The sequence below is a fragment of the Bradyrhizobium lablabi genome, from assembly GCF_900141755.1.
Taxonomy (GTDB): Bacteria; Pseudomonadota; Alphaproteobacteria; order Rhizobiales; family Xanthobacteraceae; genus Bradyrhizobium; species Bradyrhizobium lablabi_A.
Genome location: NZ_LT670844.1, coordinates 6624889 through 6642191 on the forward strand (window position 1 = coordinate 6624889; position 17303 = coordinate 6642191).

General features: G+C 60.9%; 21 protein-coding genes. 10 read left to right on the forward strand and 11 right to left on the reverse strand.

Going from position 1 to position 17303, the window contains the following annotated elements; genetic code table 11:
* Positions 1-6: 6 nt before the first annotated feature.
* Positions 7-972: a Bug family tripartite tricarboxylate transporter substrate binding protein gene (locus tag B5526_RS30590; protein WP_079543487.1), complete on the forward strand. Its 966-nt coding sequence runs from the start codon at positions 7-9 to the stop codon at positions 970-972.
* 41 nt (positions 973-1013) lie between these two features.
* Here the strand turns inward: B5526_RS30590 and B5526_RS30595 are convergent, their stop codons facing one another.
* The 4 genes from B5526_RS30595 to B5526_RS30610 all read right to left on the reverse strand — a co-directional run bounded on the left by B5526_RS30595 (position 1014) and on the right by B5526_RS30610 (position 3273).
* Positions 1014-1295 (reverse strand): helix-turn-helix domain-containing protein, encoded by a 282-nt coding sequence (locus B5526_RS30595; RefSeq protein ID WP_079543488.1) that lies wholly within the window; start codon positions 1293-1295, stop codon positions 1014-1016.
* On the reverse strand, positions 1292-1615 hold the full coding sequence (locus tag B5526_RS30600) for a type II toxin-antitoxin system RelE/ParE family toxin (protein ID WP_079543489.1): 324 nt from the start codon (positions 1613-1615) through the stop codon (positions 1292-1294). Before B5526_RS30600 ends, B5526_RS30595 begins: the two co-directional genes overlap by 4 nt.
* Before the next feature lie 102 nt (positions 1616-1717).
* Positions 1718-2719: a DUF3592 domain-containing protein gene (locus B5526_RS30605; protein ID WP_172842150.1), complete on the reverse strand. Its 1002-nt coding sequence runs from the start codon at positions 2717-2719 to the stop codon at positions 1718-1720.
* A 134-nt stretch (positions 2720-2853) separates the two neighbouring features.
* Positions 2854-3273: a YodC family protein gene (locus B5526_RS30610; RefSeq protein WP_079543491.1), complete on the reverse strand. Its 420-nt coding sequence runs from the start codon at positions 3271-3273 to the stop codon at positions 2854-2856.
* 907 nt (positions 3274-4180) lie between these two features.
* On the opposite strand from B5526_RS30610, the gene B5526_RS30625 reads away from it, so the two are divergent.
* Complete coding sequence (locus B5526_RS30625) at positions 4181-5104, forward strand: division plane positioning ATPase MipZ (protein WP_079543494.1); 924 nt, start codon at positions 4181-4183, stop codon at positions 5102-5104.
* A 60-nt stretch (positions 5105-5164) separates the two neighbouring features.
* Here the strand turns inward: B5526_RS30625 and B5526_RS30630 are convergent, their stop codons facing one another.
* Positions 5165-5431, reverse strand: a complete 267-nt coding sequence (locus B5526_RS30630) for a hypothetical protein (RefSeq protein ID WP_079543495.1) — start codon at positions 5429-5431, stop codon at positions 5165-5167.
* On the opposite strand from B5526_RS30630, the gene B5526_RS30635 reads away from it, so the two are divergent.
* On the forward strand, positions 5430-5609 hold the full coding sequence (locus B5526_RS30635; protein ID WP_079543496.1) for a hypothetical protein: 180 nt from the start codon (positions 5430-5432) through the stop codon (positions 5607-5609). The genes B5526_RS30630 and B5526_RS30635 overlap by 2 nt on opposite strands.
* Before the next feature lie 40 nt (positions 5610-5649).
* On the opposite strand, the gene B5526_RS30640 is transcribed toward B5526_RS30635, so the two are convergent.
* Positions 5650-6801, reverse strand: a complete 1152-nt coding sequence (locus B5526_RS30640) for an aminotransferase class V-fold PLP-dependent enzyme (protein WP_172842151.1) — start codon at positions 6799-6801, stop codon at positions 5650-5652.
* Positions 6802-6977: 176 nt separating this feature from the next.
* A complete protein-coding gene (locus B5526_RS30645) occupies positions 6978-7850 on the reverse strand; it encodes an ABC transporter substrate-binding protein (RefSeq protein WP_172842152.1) in 873 nt (290 codons plus the stop codon).
* A gap of 385 nt (positions 7851-8235) precedes the next feature.
* Between B5526_RS30645 and B5526_RS30650 the strand changes: the two genes are divergently transcribed.
* From B5526_RS30650 to B5526_RS30660, 3 genes are all read left to right on the forward strand, one after another.
* Positions 8236-8421 (forward strand): hypothetical protein, encoded by a 186-nt coding sequence (locus B5526_RS30650; RefSeq protein ID WP_079543499.1) that lies wholly within the window; start codon positions 8236-8238, stop codon positions 8419-8421.
* A gap of 83 nt (positions 8422-8504) precedes the next feature.
* Positions 8505-9089 (forward strand): hypothetical protein, encoded by a 585-nt coding sequence (locus B5526_RS30655; RefSeq protein ID WP_079543500.1) that lies wholly within the window; start codon positions 8505-8507, stop codon positions 9087-9089.
* 19 nt (positions 9090-9108) lie between these two features.
* Positions 9109-9426, forward strand: a complete 318-nt coding sequence (locus B5526_RS30660) for a hypothetical protein (RefSeq protein WP_079543501.1) — start codon at positions 9109-9111, stop codon at positions 9424-9426.
* Here the strand turns inward: B5526_RS30660 and B5526_RS39515 are convergent.
* Positions 9423-9554 (reverse strand): hypothetical protein, encoded by a 132-nt coding sequence (locus B5526_RS39515; protein WP_283807576.1) that lies wholly within the window; start codon positions 9552-9554, stop codon positions 9423-9425. The genes B5526_RS30660 and B5526_RS39515 overlap by 4 nt on opposite strands.
* A gap of 101 nt (positions 9555-9655) precedes the next feature.
* The gene (locus tag B5526_RS30665; protein ID WP_079543502.1) at positions 9656-10543 is read right to left on the reverse strand and encodes a hypothetical protein; all 888 of its coding nucleotides are present in this window, start codon (positions 10541-10543) and stop codon (positions 9656-9658) included.
* A gap of 459 nt (positions 10544-11002) precedes the next feature.
* Between B5526_RS30665 and B5526_RS30670 the strand changes: the two genes are divergently transcribed.
* Both B5526_RS30670 and B5526_RS38065 read left to right on the forward strand, forming a co-directional pair.
* On the forward strand, positions 11003-12295 hold the full coding sequence (locus B5526_RS30670) for a caspase family protein (protein ID WP_079543503.1): 1293 nt from the start codon (positions 11003-11005) through the stop codon (positions 12293-12295).
* Between the two features lie 1697 nt (positions 12296-13992).
* Positions 13993-14136 carry a hypothetical protein gene (locus B5526_RS38065; RefSeq protein WP_154071535.1) on the forward strand — a complete coding sequence of 48 codons (144 nt, stop codon included), beginning with the start codon at positions 13993-13995 and terminating at the stop codon, positions 14134-14136.
* A gap of 103 nt (positions 14137-14239) precedes the next feature.
* Here the strand turns inward: B5526_RS38065 and fliP are convergent, their stop codons facing one another.
* Both fliP and B5526_RS30695 read right to left on the reverse strand, forming a co-directional pair.
* Entirely contained in the window at positions 14240-14992 is a 753-nt protein-coding gene (fliP, locus tag B5526_RS30690; protein ID WP_079543507.1) for a flagellar type III secretion system pore protein FliP, read from the reverse strand.
* A complete protein-coding gene (locus tag B5526_RS30695) occupies positions 14989-16080 on the reverse strand; it encodes a flagellar biosynthetic protein FliO (protein ID WP_079543508.1) in 1092 nt (363 codons plus the stop codon). The genes fliP and B5526_RS30695 overlap by 4 nt, the downstream gene beginning before the upstream one ends.
* A 358-nt stretch (positions 16081-16438) precedes the next feature.
* Here B5526_RS30695 and flgB point away from each other — a divergent pair, with 358 nt between their 5' ends.
* The gene (flgB, locus tag B5526_RS30700; protein WP_079543509.1) at positions 16439-16843 is read left to right on the forward strand and encodes a flagellar basal body rod protein FlgB; all 405 of its coding nucleotides are present in this window, start codon (positions 16439-16441) and stop codon (positions 16841-16843) included.
* A 25-nt stretch (positions 16844-16868) separates the two neighbouring features.
* A complete protein-coding gene (gene flgC, locus B5526_RS30705) occupies positions 16869-17294 on the forward strand; it encodes a flagellar basal body rod protein FlgC (RefSeq protein ID WP_079543510.1) in 426 nt (141 codons plus the stop codon).
* Positions 17295-17303 lie beyond the last annotated feature (9 nt).

The window sequence follows — 17303 nt, forward strand, 5'->3', positions numbered from 1 at the left end:
GCTTTGATGATGAAGTTGCCTTTTGCAAGCTTGATCCTGGCCGCCGCGCTCTCGGCTCCTTTCACAGCCATCGCCGGAGATTGGCCCGATCGCCCCGTTCACTTCATCGTTCCGTTTCCGGCCGGGGGGTCAACCGATGTGGCCGCGCGTGTCGTTGGCGATTATTTGTCCCACGCGCTTGGCCAGCAAGTCGTGGTCGAAAACAAGTCGGGCGCCAACGGCAACATTGGGATCGAGTATGTCGCGAAAAGTTCGCCCGACGGTTACACCATCCTGATCGGGACGGACGCGGTCAGCAGTAATCCTCATGTCTATAAAATGGATGTCGATCCCTTAAAGGACCTGCTCCCGGTGGTCGAGCTTTCGCGCCAGCCCATCGCTCTGGCGGCAAATCCCTCGCTGGGCGTCACCACACTGTCTGAATTGACAAAGCTGGTAAAACAACAGCCCGGCATGGGCTTCGCAACCGGGAGCGGCGCCGGCTCGCCCCAGGCCATGCTCGGACTGTGGTACGCCAAGCTCGCCGGCATCAAGCTCGAACAAGTGCCGTACCGGGGCGGCGGTCAGGCCATCAACGATCTCGTCGCCGGGCATATCAAACTCGGCTCGCTCGGAACGACGCCCCTTGTGCCCTATAACAAGAACGGTGGCCTCATCCTGCTGGCGCAGTCGACGGCGACAAGGTCGCCGGCGCTGCCGAATGTGCCGACGTTCCAGGAAGCCGGCATCGACGGGCTTGTGATGGACCAGCGGATCGGAATGTTCGTGCCGGCCGGCACGCCGGCCGCGATCGCCTCGCGTCTCAACGCTGAGGTGAACACGGCGTTGCGCGACGAAAAGGTCCGAAAATTCTTCACCGATCAGGCGCAAGAACCTACCGGCGGCACGGTCGAACAATACACGCATCAAGTGCGGGAAGATTCTGAAAAATACCGGCGGCTGGTCAAGGAGCTTGATGTGAAGGTGGAGTGACCCGGTGGAAAAGGCCGCGGCCGGAGCGACCGAACCAGGCGTCAAGCCGCCGATAGACGCACGCGGAATCTGCTGCCGGTTGCCTTGGCGTAGCGCAGGAGTGTCTTGGTGCTCGGAAGCGTTTGACCGTTTTCAAGTCGGGCGATGGTGGACTGGCTGGTGCCCATTCGGACCGCGAGTTCGGCTTGGGAGAGGCCTGCCCGCAGGCGAGCCCTAAGTAGCTCGGCGGCAATCTCAAACTCCGGGGCGAGCGCTTCATATTCAGCCTTGACCTTGGGGTTAGCCAGCAGACGGGCCTTGAGCTTTTCGAATTGGATTGTCATGTGATTTCCTTTGCGCGCCGCAGCGCAAGTTCGATTTCCTCTCGCGGCGTTCTTTGCGTCTTCTTCACGAATGCGCGGACCACGACGACTCTGCGGCCGATCGCCGTGACATAAAGCGCACGGGCAATTCCATCGCGGCCTGTCAGCCGCAGTTCCCATAGCTTCCCTTCCAGATGCTTCACATGCGGTTCGCTTAGACTTTCCAGCCCGGCCGACGCGATGCGCTCGGCGAGACGCAGAAATCGCGCCTGCATGTCGGCCGGAAGGGCGGCGATTTCTGCGGCGACGGTCTCGTCGAGGATTTCGACGCGCCAGGGCACGGTCGTTTATATCTCAATTTTGAGATAAGGAAAAGGGGGGGGGTAAATGCCGCCTCGGCGGGCGGGTGATGTGAAGGGTAGGCGCCTTGCAGCACTTCCTCTTCAACCACCTTCGCCCAGCTTGGAGAGTACCCAGAACATCAGCAGCCCGCCGCCGCCGAAGACAAAGCTGAAGACGAACTGCACGAAGGTGCCCTGCGGGTTGGCCGGCTCGAGCACGGCGGTTGCGGGCTCGTTCGGATCGTAAAAGACCTGGACGGATTTGCCGGCCGGATGCGCCGCCACGATCTTTTCCGGCTTCTCACGGTTCCTGTAAATCGCGGTCCATCCCCATTTCCAGTTGCTGGAATGGAATTCGCGCAAGCCCACCTTGTAGGCGAAACGAATGTCCACCCGATATTCGGTATTGACGGTCTCGCGGCCCTTGTCGTCGGTTTCCGTGTTCTGGGACTCGATCACTTCCGAATCCGTGATCGTGCCGGCGGCCGTCGGCCACTTTGCACTCGATTGAAGTTTGCGGCGCGTCTGCAGGTAACTGCGCAAACCGAGAATGCCGATCACGGTGCAGCCGATCGGCAGCATGAGCGCGAAAAATGGCACGCCGCCGTCCCGCAGCAGCAAGACGTGGCCGGCGATCGAATGCACCACCAGCACCAAGGCGATCCACGCAAATAACGCCAGGAATGCGATGAGGGCCGAAAGGCTGCGAGGGTCTTTCGGTTCCAGCACGGAGGTCGCGGGGTGGTTTTCCCGGTAGTGAACATCGACCCGGCTGCCGACCGGGTACTTGGCCGCCGTTTGTTCGGCGAGCAGGCGCGTTGTCATTGCCTCGCGGCCGGCATGGATATGCGAGCCCTCAAAATCCTTAAGGCCAACGCGATAGCGGTAGCGGAGGTTGACGCTGCAATCGGTCTCTTCGTCGGAGGTATGGACCTTGGGAGCCGTGACCTCGCAGGCGATGATCTCACCGGGAACGATCAGCCATTGTCGGATCGACGATGCCTGACGCCGCGCTTTCCACAGCGCGTAGACAAGATTTGCAGCAATCAAAAACGCCACCAACGCGCCGATGCGGGTCCACAGCAAGGCGTTGGCCGAAAGCATGGTGATACCTTTGGGTAATGCGCGGACGCAATGTCTTGATGCTGGCGCCTGCATCGATCCGGCCGGGGGGGGCCGCCAAATTAGTCGCAGCCCGTGCGCGAGCCGTTCATGAACACCGGATCATGAAAGCCGGCCTATCCGATGGTCGAGCCCCCAACGCCCGCGACAATCGTCGGACCCGAGACGGTGCCGCGCTTGGAAGCCTGCGCCGGTTTTGGCTTTCTCAGGGCTGTTCGCGAGGCCGCAGCTTCGGCCGGCGGGTTCATGGCGTCGACCATGTCATCCAGCACTGCCTGGTACTCTCCGGTGGGCTCTGCCGGAGGCGCTTTCTTAGCGGCAGGAGCAGCCTCTGCGAGAGGAGTCTTTTGCAATGGCGCGGGCTCGATCGCCTGGTGGTCGAACCGCACTCGCTGAAGCTTATCGCCCACAAACCAGACGCAGAGCACGCCGGTGATCTTGTCGTCGTCAAAAATATCGGTGTTGACGGTGTCGACCGTCATGGTCGGGCCGCCCGATTTCAGCACAACGAGATCGCCGGACTTGAAAACGGTCATTGTCAAAATCTGCTGTCATCAAAGCGAAGCGAATCGGTCTAATTGCACTGCAACACTACCAAATCGCCGCAGCCCGCCACAGGTGGCAGGTAGAGCTATTCCTGATGGCGCGGCTGCCCGGCTGGGGCCCAGAGACCGAGCAACCGTCGAAACGCATCGGCATTCGCCGCTGCCGGCGCCGAGCCGTCGCTCCGGGCGCGCGTCCTTCACCGACACCAGCCGCAACCATTCGCGGATCGACGACGACCTCGACAAAGCTCGATTGGGACATGGTCGGCGAGATCAGGAGCTTGAACGCCTAAGCTAGGGTACTGCCGCGATGCGGCAAAACGGACATCGCGAGCCACCGATTCCGAGTATCCCGCTACCCGAGGGGCGTCTCGCTTTACGGGTTCTTCACTAGTCTATGAATTCGCCGGCGCCCATTTACGACTTTGATTCGCAGCCGGAGATATGAATCACGGGTCAAAGGAATCCGGGATCACAGATGGCTGGCCGGGACGATGCAGGTGTGGCTCTCGATAGCACCCACTGTCGCGCGATTTGCGACGAGATAGGGGAGCGGCTTCGTTATGCCCTTGGCCGGGAGGTTTGCGAGATCCCGCCATCTCTGGGTGCGCTAATCGATCGGCTTGCCGAGTTGGAGCGCGCGCCGTCGATCGTGCCGTCTATCGAGGATATGGATACTGGCGTCCTTGACAGGGCCGTTGGAGAGACCGCTTTGGTCTGAGAATCAGACGTCGCTTGGGACGGACACCGGGTCTGTCCGGTTGCGCGGTGTTGGCTCGATCAAAGAATTGGTGCGGCTCGTTGAACCAATACAGGAGCGTGTCCGACTCACCAGGTAAACCAAATTAAACCTTGTTGCCGTATTTTGCCATTTTGCCGCTTTGAGGGAAAAGTAATTATGTTGGTACAGGCGAGGCCTGGGCAATCCGGGTCGGCACACGTCATTGTGTTGGGTAACGAAAAGGGCGGATCGGGCAAGTCGACCATTGCACTTCTTATCGTCGTCGCACTGCTCAAGGCCGGCCAGCGCGTCGCCACCGTCGACCTCGACTGCCGGCAGCGGAGTTTTACCCGCTATATCGAAAACCGGCGCGCATGGGCCGGGCGCACTGGACTTGCTCTTGAACTTCCACGGCATTGCAGCATCGATCTCGGCGGCAGCATGCAGATCGCCGACAACGAGGCTGCGGAATTTGCCCAATTCTCGGCGGCCGTCAGCGCGGTCGAGCGGTCTTACGATTTTGTCGTCATCGACACACCCGGCAGCGATAGCTATCTGATGCGGCTGGCGCATGCGATGGCGGATACGCTTGTCACCCCGATGAACGATAGTTTTATGGATTTTGACGTTCTGGGAGCCATGGACCCCGAATCCTATGTCGTGACCGGCGAGAGCCACTACGCCGAAATGGTGCGCGATGTCAGACGCAAGCGCCGCCAGCTTGACGGCTCGAGCACGGACTGGATCGTGGTCCGCAACCGATTGTCGATGCACGGCTCACGCAACAAACAACTTGTGGCCGACGGCCTCCACGATTTGTCGTTGCGGCTGGGCTTCCGCTCCATCGATGGTCTTGCCGAACGCGCGGTTTACCGCGAATTTTTTCCGCGCGGGCTGACCGCGCTGGACGATCTCGACCGGGTGACGCTCGGCACGCGTCCAAGCCCTGTCCACATGGCGGCGCGCAAGGAGGTGACCTCCCTGCTCAGCCAGCTGAAACTTCCGCTCGACGAGCGCGGCCGCCGCCGTGCCGCCAACCGGGCCGAATGGTTTGCCCAGGTCGACAAGCCTCTCAGAACCCTCGACATGATTGAAGCATGAGCCGCGGTGCAGGTGTCGCGTCCAAGCCGCAGGCTTGAAGACGCGGCCTTGGCCGGTCACCTAGCTCATCACCCGCCGCACATAGGCCGACCCCTTGGTCAGCACGCACATGTAGGAATAGGTTTCCTCAGTGCCGGCCGCGACGGTGTCGACGTCGACGATGATCGGTCGGGTCTGACCCTGCCAGGTCGCCAGGATCGCTGGTGGAACCGGACGGGTCCGGGTTTTCTTGATCACCAGCCCAACGATATGAGGCAAGGTCTCGGTAGCCTTCGAGATGCAGGCCCTGTTGTCCTCAGCATGACCGCTTGCGGTCGCAAGCAGCATGACCGAAGCCGCAATGGCTATTTTTTCTATATGCATCAGGCCTCCCGACATCCTGCCAACAGCAAGCAAACAATGTTCCACTTTTCCTCCGAGGCAGGCAATATTGCAGCGCGATCGGGGCGAAGTGGAGATCGATCTCATGCGCGCGATCGGCAAGGTGCTTGCGCTGGCGGATTGAGCTTATCCGGAAAGTCGGAATTGGCGCCTCGTTCGGCGAATTAGTCCCGCAGCCGCCGGCTCAAAGCCGCGACGAAGCGGTCGCCATCGGCCTCGTCGTTAAAGACGTGCGGTGAGACGCGCATGCGGCCGAGACGCGCCGCGACGTAGATGTCTTCGCCGGCAAGTCCCTCGATGAGCCCCTTCGGCATCCCATCCTTGAAGTTAAGGCTTAGAATATGCGGCGCCCGCAGCTGGCGCGGCGGAACGCCGACGCCGATCCCGCGTAAGCCTTCGGCGATCCGATCCGTCAACATCGCGAGACGTTGGGCGACCGCGGCCGCGCCCCATTCCGCCATCATCTCCATGCCGATTGCCGCCATTTCCATGGAGACAAAATGGTCGCGCTCGCCCATGTCGAAGCGCCGCGCATCGGCAACGTAGCGGATGTCGGAGAAATAGACCGCATTCTCGGCGCGCACGTCGCGGCGGCCGGCGGCGGTCTGCTCCAGCGGTAAGCCGCTCTGATGGCGCCTTGCCACGTAGAGAAAGGCCCGGCCATAGGGGCCGAGCAGCCATTTATAGGTCGGAAAAATCACAAAATCCGGGTCGAGGCGCGCAACGTCCGTCGTCAGCACGCCGGCGCTTTGCGTCGCGTCGATGAGGAAGACGGCGCCGTGGCGGCGGAGCGCGGCAGCGATTGCGTCGACGTCGAGCAGCCCGCCGTCCGACCAGTGCACCGATGAGATCGATGCGAGGGCTGTCGGCGGCGCGCCGGGCCGTTCGATGGCGGCAAGAACCGCGGAGGTCCAGTCGCCGTCGGCGGGCTGGCGCACCGTCTCAATGACAAAACCCTGCGCGTCGGCCCGCGTCTGCCATTCCAGCACCGGCGAGGAATGATCGTTTTCCAGAACGATCACGCGGGCGCCGCGGGCGATCGTCAGCCCCTTTGCCGCGGTTGCAACGCCGTAGCTGATCGAGGGGATCAGCGCAATGTCGGCGGGATCGGCATTGATCAGGCGCGCCGCGGCGGCGCGCGCGCGTTCGTGCTGGCGGTTGGCGAAGCCGGCGTCGAGCGTCCAGGGCGTTCCCTTGCGCCCGACCGCGGCGCGGCCGGCTTCCTGGGTTTTGTGCGGCAACGGGCTGTAGGAGGCCGAATTCAAATAGCAGACATGGCGCGGCATCTCGAACAGATCGCGTTGCGAGGGTAGCATTTTTGTCTCTTGGTTTTGGGGCATGCTGATGTGGCTTGTCTCGTGATAGCCTATCCCGGCCGCGCCAGCCAGATCGCGGCAAGGCCGCGTGCATGTTGTGAATGGGAAACAACGTTCGACGCGGTCGGAGCAATGCGGCTGCGGTCGGAGCAATTCGGCAGCCCATCTCCAGTGGACTACTCGATCACCTCGTCAGCGCGCGCGAGCAGCGTTGCCGGGACCTCCAGACCAAGCGCCTTGGCCGTCTTCAAATTGATGACCAATTCGAATTTGGTAGGCGCCTGCACCGGCAGGTCGCCCGGTCGCGCGCCCCTCAAGATCTTGTCGACATAGAAGGCGGATCGCCGCACCTGATCCAGTATGTTGATGCCGTAGCACAACAACCCACCTTCTTCCGCGTAATTCCGAAACGGATAGATCGCCGGGTGATGTTGGTTGGCGGCCAACTCCAGGATCAATGAACGAAGGGGGGAGAAGACCGGATCAGGAAGTATGATCAAGCCGGTGCTCTGCTGCCCGTCGAAAGCGCCAACCGCTTCCCGAATCCCTGCAGCATCGAGCACGGGGCAATCGATCGCTTCCATTGCGCTCGAAGCGGCGGTGTCCCGAATGCTCTGCAGAATTCTCACATGGGTTTTCGGAACGCGGAGGACGCCGACACGGGTCAGATGCGGCGCTATTTCCTTCAGCACCTGGAGCCATTTCCCGCCCATCGAAGGCTCGAAGTTTGCAAGCCCGGTCATGTTGCCGCCCGGCCGGGCAAGGTTGGCGACGATGCCAACGCCTTCCGGATCGGAAATTCCGACAAATACCACCGGGATCGAGCTTGTTGCCTCACGCACAGCATTGAGCACCGATGTTCCGTTGGCGACGATGACATCCGGCGCCGCCGCCACCACCTCGGCCGCCAGAGCGCGCATTTGGGACGGTTCGGCCCACCGATAGTCGACGTGGATATTGCGGCCCTCGACCCACCCCACCTCCGGCCAGGCAGATTCGAATGCCTTGACGAGGCGCTGTGCTTGCACCTCGTTCGCCGAAGAACCCATGATGACGGCGATCGTTGGATTTCCCTGCCGCGCACGGACCGCGAAGGGCCAAGCCGCCGTCCCTCCCACCAAAGCGAGGAACTCGCGCCGTCTCATGTGAGACCCCCAAATGGCTTAGGGCGAGGAATATCTCGGGGAATAGCTCAAGGTTACACCAACATACCGAAGCGGGGTAGGGCACGAGAAGCGACCGGTCGATGTCGGTCGGGGGGATTTCGGTGGTGTCCTCAAACAGGCAATTCAGCAGCATGGCGGGACCGCTCGGGACTTCCGTCCTCATTGGATTCTTCACGAAATCGTTGACGGCGCGGCGTTAACCTAACCTCTTAAGAAACCGTGAACGAATCCCTGCAAAATGGAAGGAATTCCAGAAAGGAGAGGTCGTGTGAGTAACATAGGTCCTACATACCCGGCATGTGTCATCGTCGGCCAGGCGGAAGTCAGGCTGGTGGCAGACCAGACGTCCAACGCCAATGCGGAAACGATCAAGTCCGACCAGAACCGTATTGAAGTAGCCCAGGAACTCGAGGCTGCGGAGGCCAAGGCCACCAGCGTCGATTTTGTCACCTAAGGTCTGGCCCGCACGCGCCGCTGCTTCGAACCTAACTGCCCCGCTCCGTGACTACCTGGTCGCAGGTGAACGGAGACCGGGTCATGATGAATTTGCTTCCGAACAAGACCTTACCCGCGCTGATGGCGGCGGCGATCGGCTTGCTTGGCGCCAACGCCGCTTCGGCGGCTACGCCGCAGCCCGGCTGTTACGAGCGCGTCTATGACGCCGCCCATCTCGCAGCCCATCCGGGACAGCTCGTGACGCGGGCGACGGTTCTCGTCAAGCCGATCGATGCGGCCACCAAGGCGGCGCTTGGTCCCTCCCGTGAGCTTGACGCAATCTTGCGATTTTGGGTGAGGGGACAAAAACAGAGTTTCGATTCCATTGGCTCGTGCCAGTCGGCCAATGGCGGGCTTACTTGCGCAGGTTCGGTTTCGGCCGCCGAAGACGATGAATGCAAGACCGACCGCGACGGGGTCCGTAACAATTGCCGGATCATCAGCGCGGCGAATGATGGCGCGTTCGGCGTCACCACGCAATCCGATGGCTTGATGGTGAAGATCCTGCGGCGGCTGGAGCTTGTCACTGCCCCTTATGACGGCGGACCTTTTCTCTATCTCAGCCCCGGCAATGCGGAAAACCACGCCTTCGCGCTGACGCCGGCGTCCGATCAGGCCTGCAAGTAATTTTCAAGGAGATCCGTAAATGCTCAAGACCGGCACGATGATTGTCGCGCTCTTATCGGCGACATCAGCCCTGGCGGCTGATATCAGGCCGATGCCTGAGGACGGGCGGTTCTGTCCAAGCTGGGCGGAGGCGCATGAACGCACGCTGGCCAGCCTCAACAACGGCCGCGCGCCCTACAAGGGCCAATGGAAAGGCTGCATCCAGCTCAAGAAGGGCGACAAGGTCGATCTCGTCAATGTCGAGCCCGCCGACGGCTCCAACGAGATCATTTACAAGGACGGCACTGGTTTTCGGACGGCGGCCCGTTTTGATACGCGCCGTCGATTACTTACCTAGAGCATGATGATTTTGAGTTGAATCGTCGCCTGCGCAAGTTCGATCACCTCGCCCCGCTTGCGGGGAGAGGTCGGATCGCGCAGCGATCCGGGTGAGGGGGATTCTCCGCGTACGTTGTGCTTCAGCATTCGCGGAAACAGCCCCTCACCCCAACCCTCTCCCCGCAAGAGCGGGGCGAGGGAGAAGTCACCGCTGTGCCTCAACCTAAAGTCATCACGCTCTAGCGTCCCTACCGCCGGTCGTATTCGTCGGGCTCCATCGCCCACGCCCACTGGTCGTGGCCTTGCGCGTAAGTGCGGTTGGTCTGCGCCGGATCGCGGTTGACCAGCGGCCGCAGATACATCGGGTGGGTGGCGCTGCGCACTTCGTGCTCGAGCGTGAAAAGGTGCCTGCCGTCCACGGGATCGACGATGTCGCGAAACCGGTATTGATATTGGTTGTCTTCCTGGGAGATGAGGCCGCGCTCCGCGAGACGCCGGTAAGGACCCGAAAAATTCGTGATGTAGATCTGCACATGATGACCGTCGAAATCCGGCTGCGGCCGGTCGGTCTCGCGGAATTGCAGGTGCTGATCTTTTCCCACTTTTGCGCGCGCGACGGTACCGTCGCCGTTCTTCAGCTCGGCCTCAATCCCCATGACCTCGGGATAGAACGCGCAAATGCCTTTCGCCGTGCCAACCGGTACCTCGAACTCGACATACGGGATGCCGAGCGTGATGCGCCCAAACCGCGCGGCATCCGGCTCATAGCAACGCATGCGATTGCCCCACGGACATGTCGCCTCGACATAATCGTTGTGCTCGCTAAACGCGAACGCCGTGCCGTCGAGCTTCTTCGCCACCGAGGCGAGCCGGTCGAGCAGGGCGTCCCGGCCCGAAATGACGAGCCCGGTATGACCGCGCAGTACCTGCGGCTCGCCGCTCGGCAGATGAAACTGGCTGCGGCCGACATTGATCCACATGTTGGTGTCGGACACCATCAGATAGGGATCGCGAGTCAGCCCGAGGCCAGTGACATAAAACAAGGTGGCCAGCCGCTGGTCGGGCACCTGGACGTTGACGTGTTCGAGATGGATCGAGTTGCCGAGGTCTTCTTTGGCGCGGTCGAATTGCTGCATGGACGCGGCTCCCGGATGTGTTGCCGCACATCATAATGAAGTGCTGCGCCCAATCCAACAATTCCGTGGCGAAGGTTCTCGCTCACCGGCCGAACAGACCGAAGCCGGACAGTCGTCGACGCTGAAAGGGCCGCCAACCGAGGCTAGCCACTTGTCTAAGACAGCAATCGCCAAACAGACCACAGCAATGCGATCCACACCGCAAGGAAAGTCAAAAACTTTAGATATCGCAGAATAAGTCGAGCGCGATTGGGCATGACGGCTCCGCCCTCAATCAGGCTCACTTGCTGAGATCGCATCGATGTTTGAAAACCCCACCTCGGAGGCGGTATTCCGACTCCGGTCGGAGATTTATTACGGTGAACCGACCTGCAGCAATGTCAGCATCTGTGACGCTTCTCACATTTCCGAACGCTGCAGATTGTAATATTATCTGGACGTATCCTTCGGGAGGGGCTTATGCATCGAGATGTGCTATTTGCCTTTTTAGCTGCGCTGTTTCTCAACCTTTTTGTTGTCCCTGCCTTCGCCGACAATCGAGTTGCGCTTGTCGTCGGCAATGGCGCCTATTCTCGTGCGCCGCACCTGTTGAACCCCGTACACGACGCTGAAGACGTGGCGGCTGCGCTTAAGCGATCAGGCTTTGAGATCATCATTGCGACCGATCTCGATAAGGCCGGCATGGAAGATGCGATAATTAAATTTGCGCGGGCGACGCGCTCTGCGGACGTGGCGATGTTTTACTATAGCGGGCATGCGCTGCAATTCGAAGGCATCAACTACCTGATGCCGGTGGATGCCCAGTTAAACGACGAGGCAGACTTGCGGCGCATGGTTCGCCTCGACGGTGTCGTGGCTGACATGCAGCAGGCGAAGAGTTTGCGCATCCTTGTGCTGGATTCTTGCCGCGACAACCCGCTCGCCGACCAATTGAAACGCTCGATCGGGGCCGCCCGCAGCGCCAGCATTGGACGAGGTCTTGCAAAAATCGATAGTCCAGAAGGCATGATCGTCGCCTATGCGACGCAGGCCGGGCGTACAGCTGACGACGGTGACGGTCGCAACAGTCCCTACACAGCCGCGTTCCTCAAAAACGTCGAGGCGAAGGAAGAGATAGGCACTATTTTCCGCCGCATAAGCGCCGAGGTTTATCAGGCGACCCATCAAGCGCAGCTTCCAGAGCTGTCCTTATCGCTGATCGGCGAGTTCTATCTGAACGGCAAATTGCAGATCACCGCGACGCCGGCCACGACGCCTGCACCAGTCGATCCCTGCGCAGCCGCAAGCGACCATTGGAAGAGTACCGAGGCTATCAATACGAAGCCGGCATATGAAGATCACCTCGCGCGCTTTCCGACCTGTTCATTCGCAAGTCTCGCCCGAACCAGAATCGCTTCGCTATCGATGCCGGACGCAGCAAAAGACGGGGGCCGCTTCGACGGAATCTGGCTAGGAACCCTTGTCTGCGAACCCACCAAATCCGGATTGCCAGGCTGGAAGACCGAACTCACCGGAAGAGTCACAGACGGCGTCTTCCACGCCGAGTTTGGTCGGGTCGGCAAGCCCGGCTCGCAAACTTTCGATGGAACGATTGAACCTGATGGGACGGCAGATATTTTGCAGAAGGGCTGGAGCGGTAACAGGGATCCTTTTCACCGCCCGCTCGGTACAGAATTCAACAACAAGTATCTCACCAAATTCGATGGCCCCACGGAAGTGGCACCAGATCTGACCGTCCTTCTTGCAACGTGACCCTCACAAAGCGCTAGAGCCTGATTCAACTGAGTTGCAGCATGCACATGATGGCGCGGCGGCCGATGCGGTTCATTTGATGACCGCATAAGCCTCGGGCCGTTTGGGGCGTGGCGCGGTCACCGGCTTTGGCTGGCCGTGGTTCAGCGCCCGCATCATGCCGATCCGCGCAAACGTCGTTGGGTCGTCGCGTTCTGCAATAGCCTTGGGCCGTTGCCGACTTAAGGCTTCCGGTTCGCCGCAACGAACGGGTTACTCTCAACTCCAGCGCGACTATTCTTCTCGAAACATGTTTCCAGGCGTCCAAGGGCGGCCGTGCTTCCGTCTAGCGGCACCCTCAACGTCGCTCCTTCTCCTCTCACTTCGAGGATATTAGCGGTGCGCATCCTCTCATTGAGCGCCCGGTCTGCCAGAGTGATCGTTACGCTTTTGGTCTCGGCCAACGCCTTGGTTTGAACTGATCGCGAACCCGCAAGCAAGGTAACATCGTATGTCTTCCCTCGCTCAAGTTTCCATTTCGATGAATCAAGAAGCAGGAGCAAGCCGTCACGAGTCCGTAGAAACGTTATATCGAGATCATTGGTAGACCGGCTCATAGTGCAGCTGTCAAACTTGTCAGCTTTAGAGGAAGTCGCAATCGTCCAGGACCCCACGGACACAGTCTGATCTTGCGCGTGTGCAATCGCCGATGTGGCCGAGAATAAGGCAAGAGGGAGTGCAAATGGCAACCGCATTGTTTCCTCCTTGATGGCACGCAAAAGTTCCCGCGAGTTGACAACAAGCCGCATCACGAACGTTGAACCCACCTCCGGGTTCCCGGGGATTTACAAAAGCGAACCTTAAGGAAGCCACTGTGTTCTTTGGGCCACAATGATATGTACGGAACCTGACCAAACGTACATCATCAGCATAGCGATACTGCTCGCGAGCTACAGCTTGGATTTGAGCGCTGGATTTTTCTGGCGGCTGCGTGCCGGGGAGCGTCGGTCCTTCAACGCAGGTTCCCCAATCATATCCCGAGCGCAAGCAAAGCTCGTCGGGACGGTCATTATCGAGTCCGGCTTGAAAATGGTTGGATCAATGTTCCCGACGATGCGTTGATCACCGAACCGAACCTAGCAGGCCGCACAATGGTTTGGCCGTTGCGGTTCGACAATCAAATCTCAATCCGGTGCTTTATGCCGGGTAGCATGACTTAGAAAATGTGTGCGAGCCGGCCCCCCTTGGGGGACCGGCTCTGTGACAGTTCTAGTAGCACGGTCCGTAGGGATAGTATCCGCAGCGAGTAGCACCGTAAGCTCCGGCGGCAGCAGCACCGACCGCAGCAGCTCCAACGCCTACCGCCACTCCACGGCGTACGGCTGCACCACGGTAGACCCCACCGCGATAGACACCACCGTGGTAAACGCCAGCGCGACCAACTCCAACGCCTCTTCGGTATGCGAAGGCGTCAGTTGAAACAGTCGCGATGCAAGCGATGCCGATGATAACGGATGCAGCAAGCGAAATGATGGTTCGACGCGACATGACAAATCTCCTTCGTAGGGCCGGATAAGTTTGTCAGCGTATTCCTCCAATCGCCAAGGTAAACCGCCTTGATCTAGAACAAAGGACGCATCCTGATGATCGGACAGTGAACCTGTCCCGCATTTGATGCAAAACGGGGTGGCTACTCGACCCAAAAGGGATAGGCCACAGTGGATAGTTTCCTGCATGAGAAAAACCTTCAGCCTTTACGGCAGCGGCTCGCCGAGTGTGACCCGACGAAAGATCAGGAACGGCACAATATGCTTTTGAGGCTACTGGCCGAACAAGAAGCCAAGGAAAAGAAGGCGCTCTAGCGCTACCTTTTGTTTGAGCATGATCTCCGCGCAAACGCTTCGCGTTTGTCGCGAGGGAAAACCGGTTTCCACTTTTCCGGATCATGCTCTGGAACCTGGAGCCTTAACCCCCGTAACTCTGCACCAGACTCCCCGCCACCAGCGACCAGCCGTCGACCAGCACGAAGAAGATCAGCTTGAACGGCAGCGACACCACGACCGGCGGCAGCATCATCATGCCCATCGACATCAAGACCGAGGCCACCACGAGGTCGATGATCAGGAATGGCAGGAACAGCAAGAAGCCGATCTCGAAGGCGCGCTTCAGTTCGGAGATCATGAAGGCCGGCACCAGGATCCGCAGCGACATTTCTTCAGGGGTCGCCGGCGGCGGTTCGCCCGACAGGTCCATGAACAGTTTTAAATCCTTTTCGCGGACGTTCTTCTCCATGAAGCCGCGCAGCGGCACGGAGGCGCGCTGCAGCGCCTCCTCGACGCCGATCTGGTTGGCGACCAAAGGCTTGATGCCGTCGTCATAGGATTTCTGCAACACCGGTCCCATCACGAACGCGGTCAAGAACATCGCGAGCGCAATGATGACGGAGTTCGGCGGCGCGGTCGCGGTGCCGAGTGCGGTGCGCAGTAGCGACAGCACGACGACGATCCGGGTGAACGACGTCATCATGATCAGGATCGACGGCGCGATCGACAGCACCGTCAGCAGCGCGATCAATTGGATCGCGCGCTCGGTGACGCCGCCATTGCCCTGGCCGAGATTGATGCTGATGTCTTGCGCGAACGCCGATCCCGCCAGCGATGTGGCGGTGATCAGGGTTAAAAGGAATAAAACTCTACGCGGGAATGGCGCCGATCTCACGAAGGCGTCTTTGGGCGGCCCAGCAATGATGCCATCTCGTCTTCGAGATTTTCAAAGCCGCCCTTTTCAGGGGCGGGAGCCGGCGGCGGCGTGATTGGCTCGTTGCGCTGGGGCCGGCTTGGCGGCGGTTCGGGCGCGACCGGGGGCGCAACGGTGTCGGAGGTCGGCCGGCGCAACGCCGCTTCCAGCCGCTGCGCCATCTCGGCAAGATTTTGGTCCGCGGTCGGTTGCGGCGGCGGTGGGGGCGGCGGTGGCGGCGCGGCGGCGCGCTCGGGCGCGCGAACTGGCGGCGCCTTTGGCGGTTCGACCTGGCGCGGCGGGCGCGGCGCCACCGGTTCGTTGCGCGAGGTGACGCGCGAGGGCATTGGTTCGGGACGTAGCTCGGGGCGGGGCTCCGGGCGTCCGCCGAGCGGCTCTTGCCGTCCGCCGAGCGGCTCCGGTGCAAAACCCGCCAAGGGATCGCGCAAGGCATCGCGGATGGGATCGCTGCGCGCCGGCTCGCGCATGGGCTCGCTGCGCATGGGCTCGCCGCGCAAAGCCTCGCTGCGCAAAGGCTCATTCCGCAAGGGTTCGCTCCGCCGCTCCGAAAGCGCCGGAGCCGGCCGGCGGACTTCGTCGGCAAATGAAGGCCGCGCCGGGCGCGGCGGCGGCTCGGGCATTTGAGGCTCGGGATGATCGAAGACGTCGGCGCGTGGATCGGATCTTGGATCGGATCGTGTCGGGCTATCGTCGCTCCAGCCGGCGGTGTCGGGTAGCGGCGCGATCCGGGGCGGCAGCTCGGGTGCACCGGCGCCGGCCCGCGGCGGCACCTGATCCCGCACCGGCATCGCGCGCACGATATTGGGTTCCACGACGATGTCGGTCGGGCCGCCGATCATCAGCAGATGTTCGATGTTGTCGCGCCGCACCAGCACCAGCCGCCGGCGGCCGTCCACGGCGGCGGCGTCGATCACGGCGAGCCGCGGCATCCGGCCGCGATTGGTGTTGGCGCCGAGGCGGTTGCCGGCGAATCGGCGGACCAGCCAGGCGGCGACGCCGATCAGCGCCAGCACGGCCACGAATGCGAAGAAAAATGTCAGTGCCTGCATGCTCTGTCCCCGGCAAATGCCGCTTTCTTCAAGCCTTTCGCGTCTCGAACGCAGATCGAAAGCGACACGACGAACAGCGAAACGACCCCGAGATCGGCCCCAATCTCTTAACGACCCACGGCAGGAATTGCCGCCCGCACTCTTAATAACCTATGAATCGCCTGGACCAAAACGACTTTCTTGGGCCGGGTTAACGCAGCATTCGTGGCGAAAATGCGCAAGGATCGATCAGGGGCCGAATCCGCAGGGGATGTCGGGCCATCATCGGGCCCAGCGCATCTTAACCCGCTGTTAACCATACACGCGGCAAATTCTGCCCACCTCCTGGCGCCCCGCCGGGAGGCGAGGAACCGCAGCGATGTCCATCAGCGATCTTCCGGTGTTGTCGGCGCTGCGCACCAAGATGCAGTGGCACCAGGAACGTCAGCGCGTCCTGTCTGAAAACGTCTCCAACTCCGACACGCCGAATTTCAAGCCGCGCGATCTGGTCGAACCGAAATTCGACGCCGCCGGCGCCGCCGCGGGAACGATGGGGTCGCTGGCGATGATGCGCACCACGACCAGCCACATTACGCCCTCCGGCGCACCCGACAGCTTCGACCAGAACAAGCGGGCAGGCTTCCAGACGAGGCCCGCCGGCAATTCCGTCAATCTCGAAGACGAGATGCTGAAGGTCTCCGCCAACCAGATGGACTACGCGGCGGTGACCTCGCTCTACAGCAAGAGCCTGCATCTTCTGAAGACCGCGATCGGCAAGGGTTGAGGCAGGGATTTAGAGGAAAAGCAGCATGGCAGACGATGCAGGAGATTTCGCCCGCTCGATGAGCATCGCGACCTCGGGCCTGCGCGCGCAGGCGGGACGGATGCGGGTGATCTCGGAAAATATCGCCAACGCGGATTCCACCTCTCAGACCGCCGGCGGCGATCCTTATCGGCGCAAAGTTCCGACATTTTCCTCCGCGCTCGACCGCACGCTGGATGCCCAGGTCGTGACGTTGGGCAAGGTGCGGCCCGACGGCTCAGCATTCCGCGTCAAATACGAGCCGTCCAATCCGGCCGCCGACCAGGCCGGCAACGTCAAATATCCCAACGTCAATCCGCTGATCGAAATGACCGACATGCGCGACGCGCAGCGATCCTATGAAGCAAATCTCAATATCATCAGCGCGACGCGCCGGATGATCCAACGCACGCTCGACATCCTCAAGGCCTGAACAGGAAGG

Excerpts from the sequence above, each read along its gene's own strand:
- B5526_RS30590 (WP_079543487.1), top strand. The coding sequence starts at position 7 with ATGATGAAGTTGCCTTTTGCAAGCTTGATCCTGGCCGCCGCGCTCTCG.
- B5526_RS30595 (WP_079543488.1), bottom strand. The coding sequence starts at position 1,295 with ATGACAATCCAATTCGAAAAGCTCAAGGCCCGTCTGCTGGCTAACCCC.
- B5526_RS30605 (WP_172842150.1), bottom strand. The coding sequence starts at position 2,719 with ATGCTTTCGGCCAACGCCTTGCTGTGGACCCGCATCGGCGCGTTGGTG.
- B5526_RS30610 (WP_079543491.1), bottom strand. The coding sequence starts at position 3,273 with ATGACCGTTTTCAAGTCCGGCGATCTCGTTGTGCTGAAATCGGGCGGC.
- B5526_RS30625 (WP_079543494.1), top strand. The coding sequence starts at position 4,181 with ATGTTGGTACAGGCGAGGCCTGGGCAATCCGGGTCGGCACACGTCATT.
- B5526_RS30635 (WP_079543496.1), top strand. The coding sequence starts at position 5,430 with ATGACCGAAGCCGCAATGGCTATTTTTTCTATATGCATCAGGCCTCCC.
- B5526_RS30630 (WP_079543495.1), bottom strand. The coding sequence starts at position 5,431 with ATGCTGCTTGCGACCGCAAGCGGTCATGCTGAGGACAACAGGGCCTGC.
- B5526_RS30640 (WP_172842151.1), bottom strand. The coding sequence starts at position 6,801 with ATGCTACCCTCGCAACGCGATCTGTTCGAGATGCCGCGCCATGTCTGC.
- B5526_RS30645 (WP_172842152.1), bottom strand. The coding sequence starts at position 7,850 with ATGGGTTCTTCGGCGAACGAGGTGCAAGCACAGCGCCTCGTCAAGGCA.
- B5526_RS30655 (WP_079543500.1), top strand. The coding sequence starts at position 8,505 with ATGATGAATTTGCTTCCGAACAAGACCTTACCCGCGCTGATGGCGGCG.
- B5526_RS30660 (WP_079543501.1), top strand. The coding sequence starts at position 9,109 with ATGCTCAAGACCGGCACGATGATTGTCGCGCTCTTATCGGCGACATCA.
- B5526_RS39515 (WP_283807576.1), bottom strand. The coding sequence starts at position 9,554 with ATGCTGAAGCACAACGTACGCGGAGAATCCCCCTCACCCGGATCGCTG.
- B5526_RS30665 (WP_079543502.1), bottom strand. The coding sequence starts at position 10,543 with ATGCAGCAATTCGACCGCGCCAAAGAAGACCTCGGCAACTCGATCCAT.
- B5526_RS30670 (WP_079543503.1), top strand. The coding sequence starts at position 11,003 with ATGCATCGAGATGTGCTATTTGCCTTTTTAGCTGCGCTGTTTCTCAAC.
- B5526_RS30695 (WP_079543508.1), bottom strand. The coding sequence starts at position 16,080 with ATGCAGGCACTGACATTTTTCTTCGCATTCGTGGCCGTGCTGGCGCTG.
- flgB (WP_079543509.1), top strand. The coding sequence starts at position 16,439 with ATGTCCATCAGCGATCTTCCGGTGTTGTCGGCGCTGCGCACCAAGATG.
- flgC (WP_079543510.1), top strand. The coding sequence starts at position 16,869 with ATGGCAGACGATGCAGGAGATTTCGCCCGCTCGATGAGCATCGCGACC.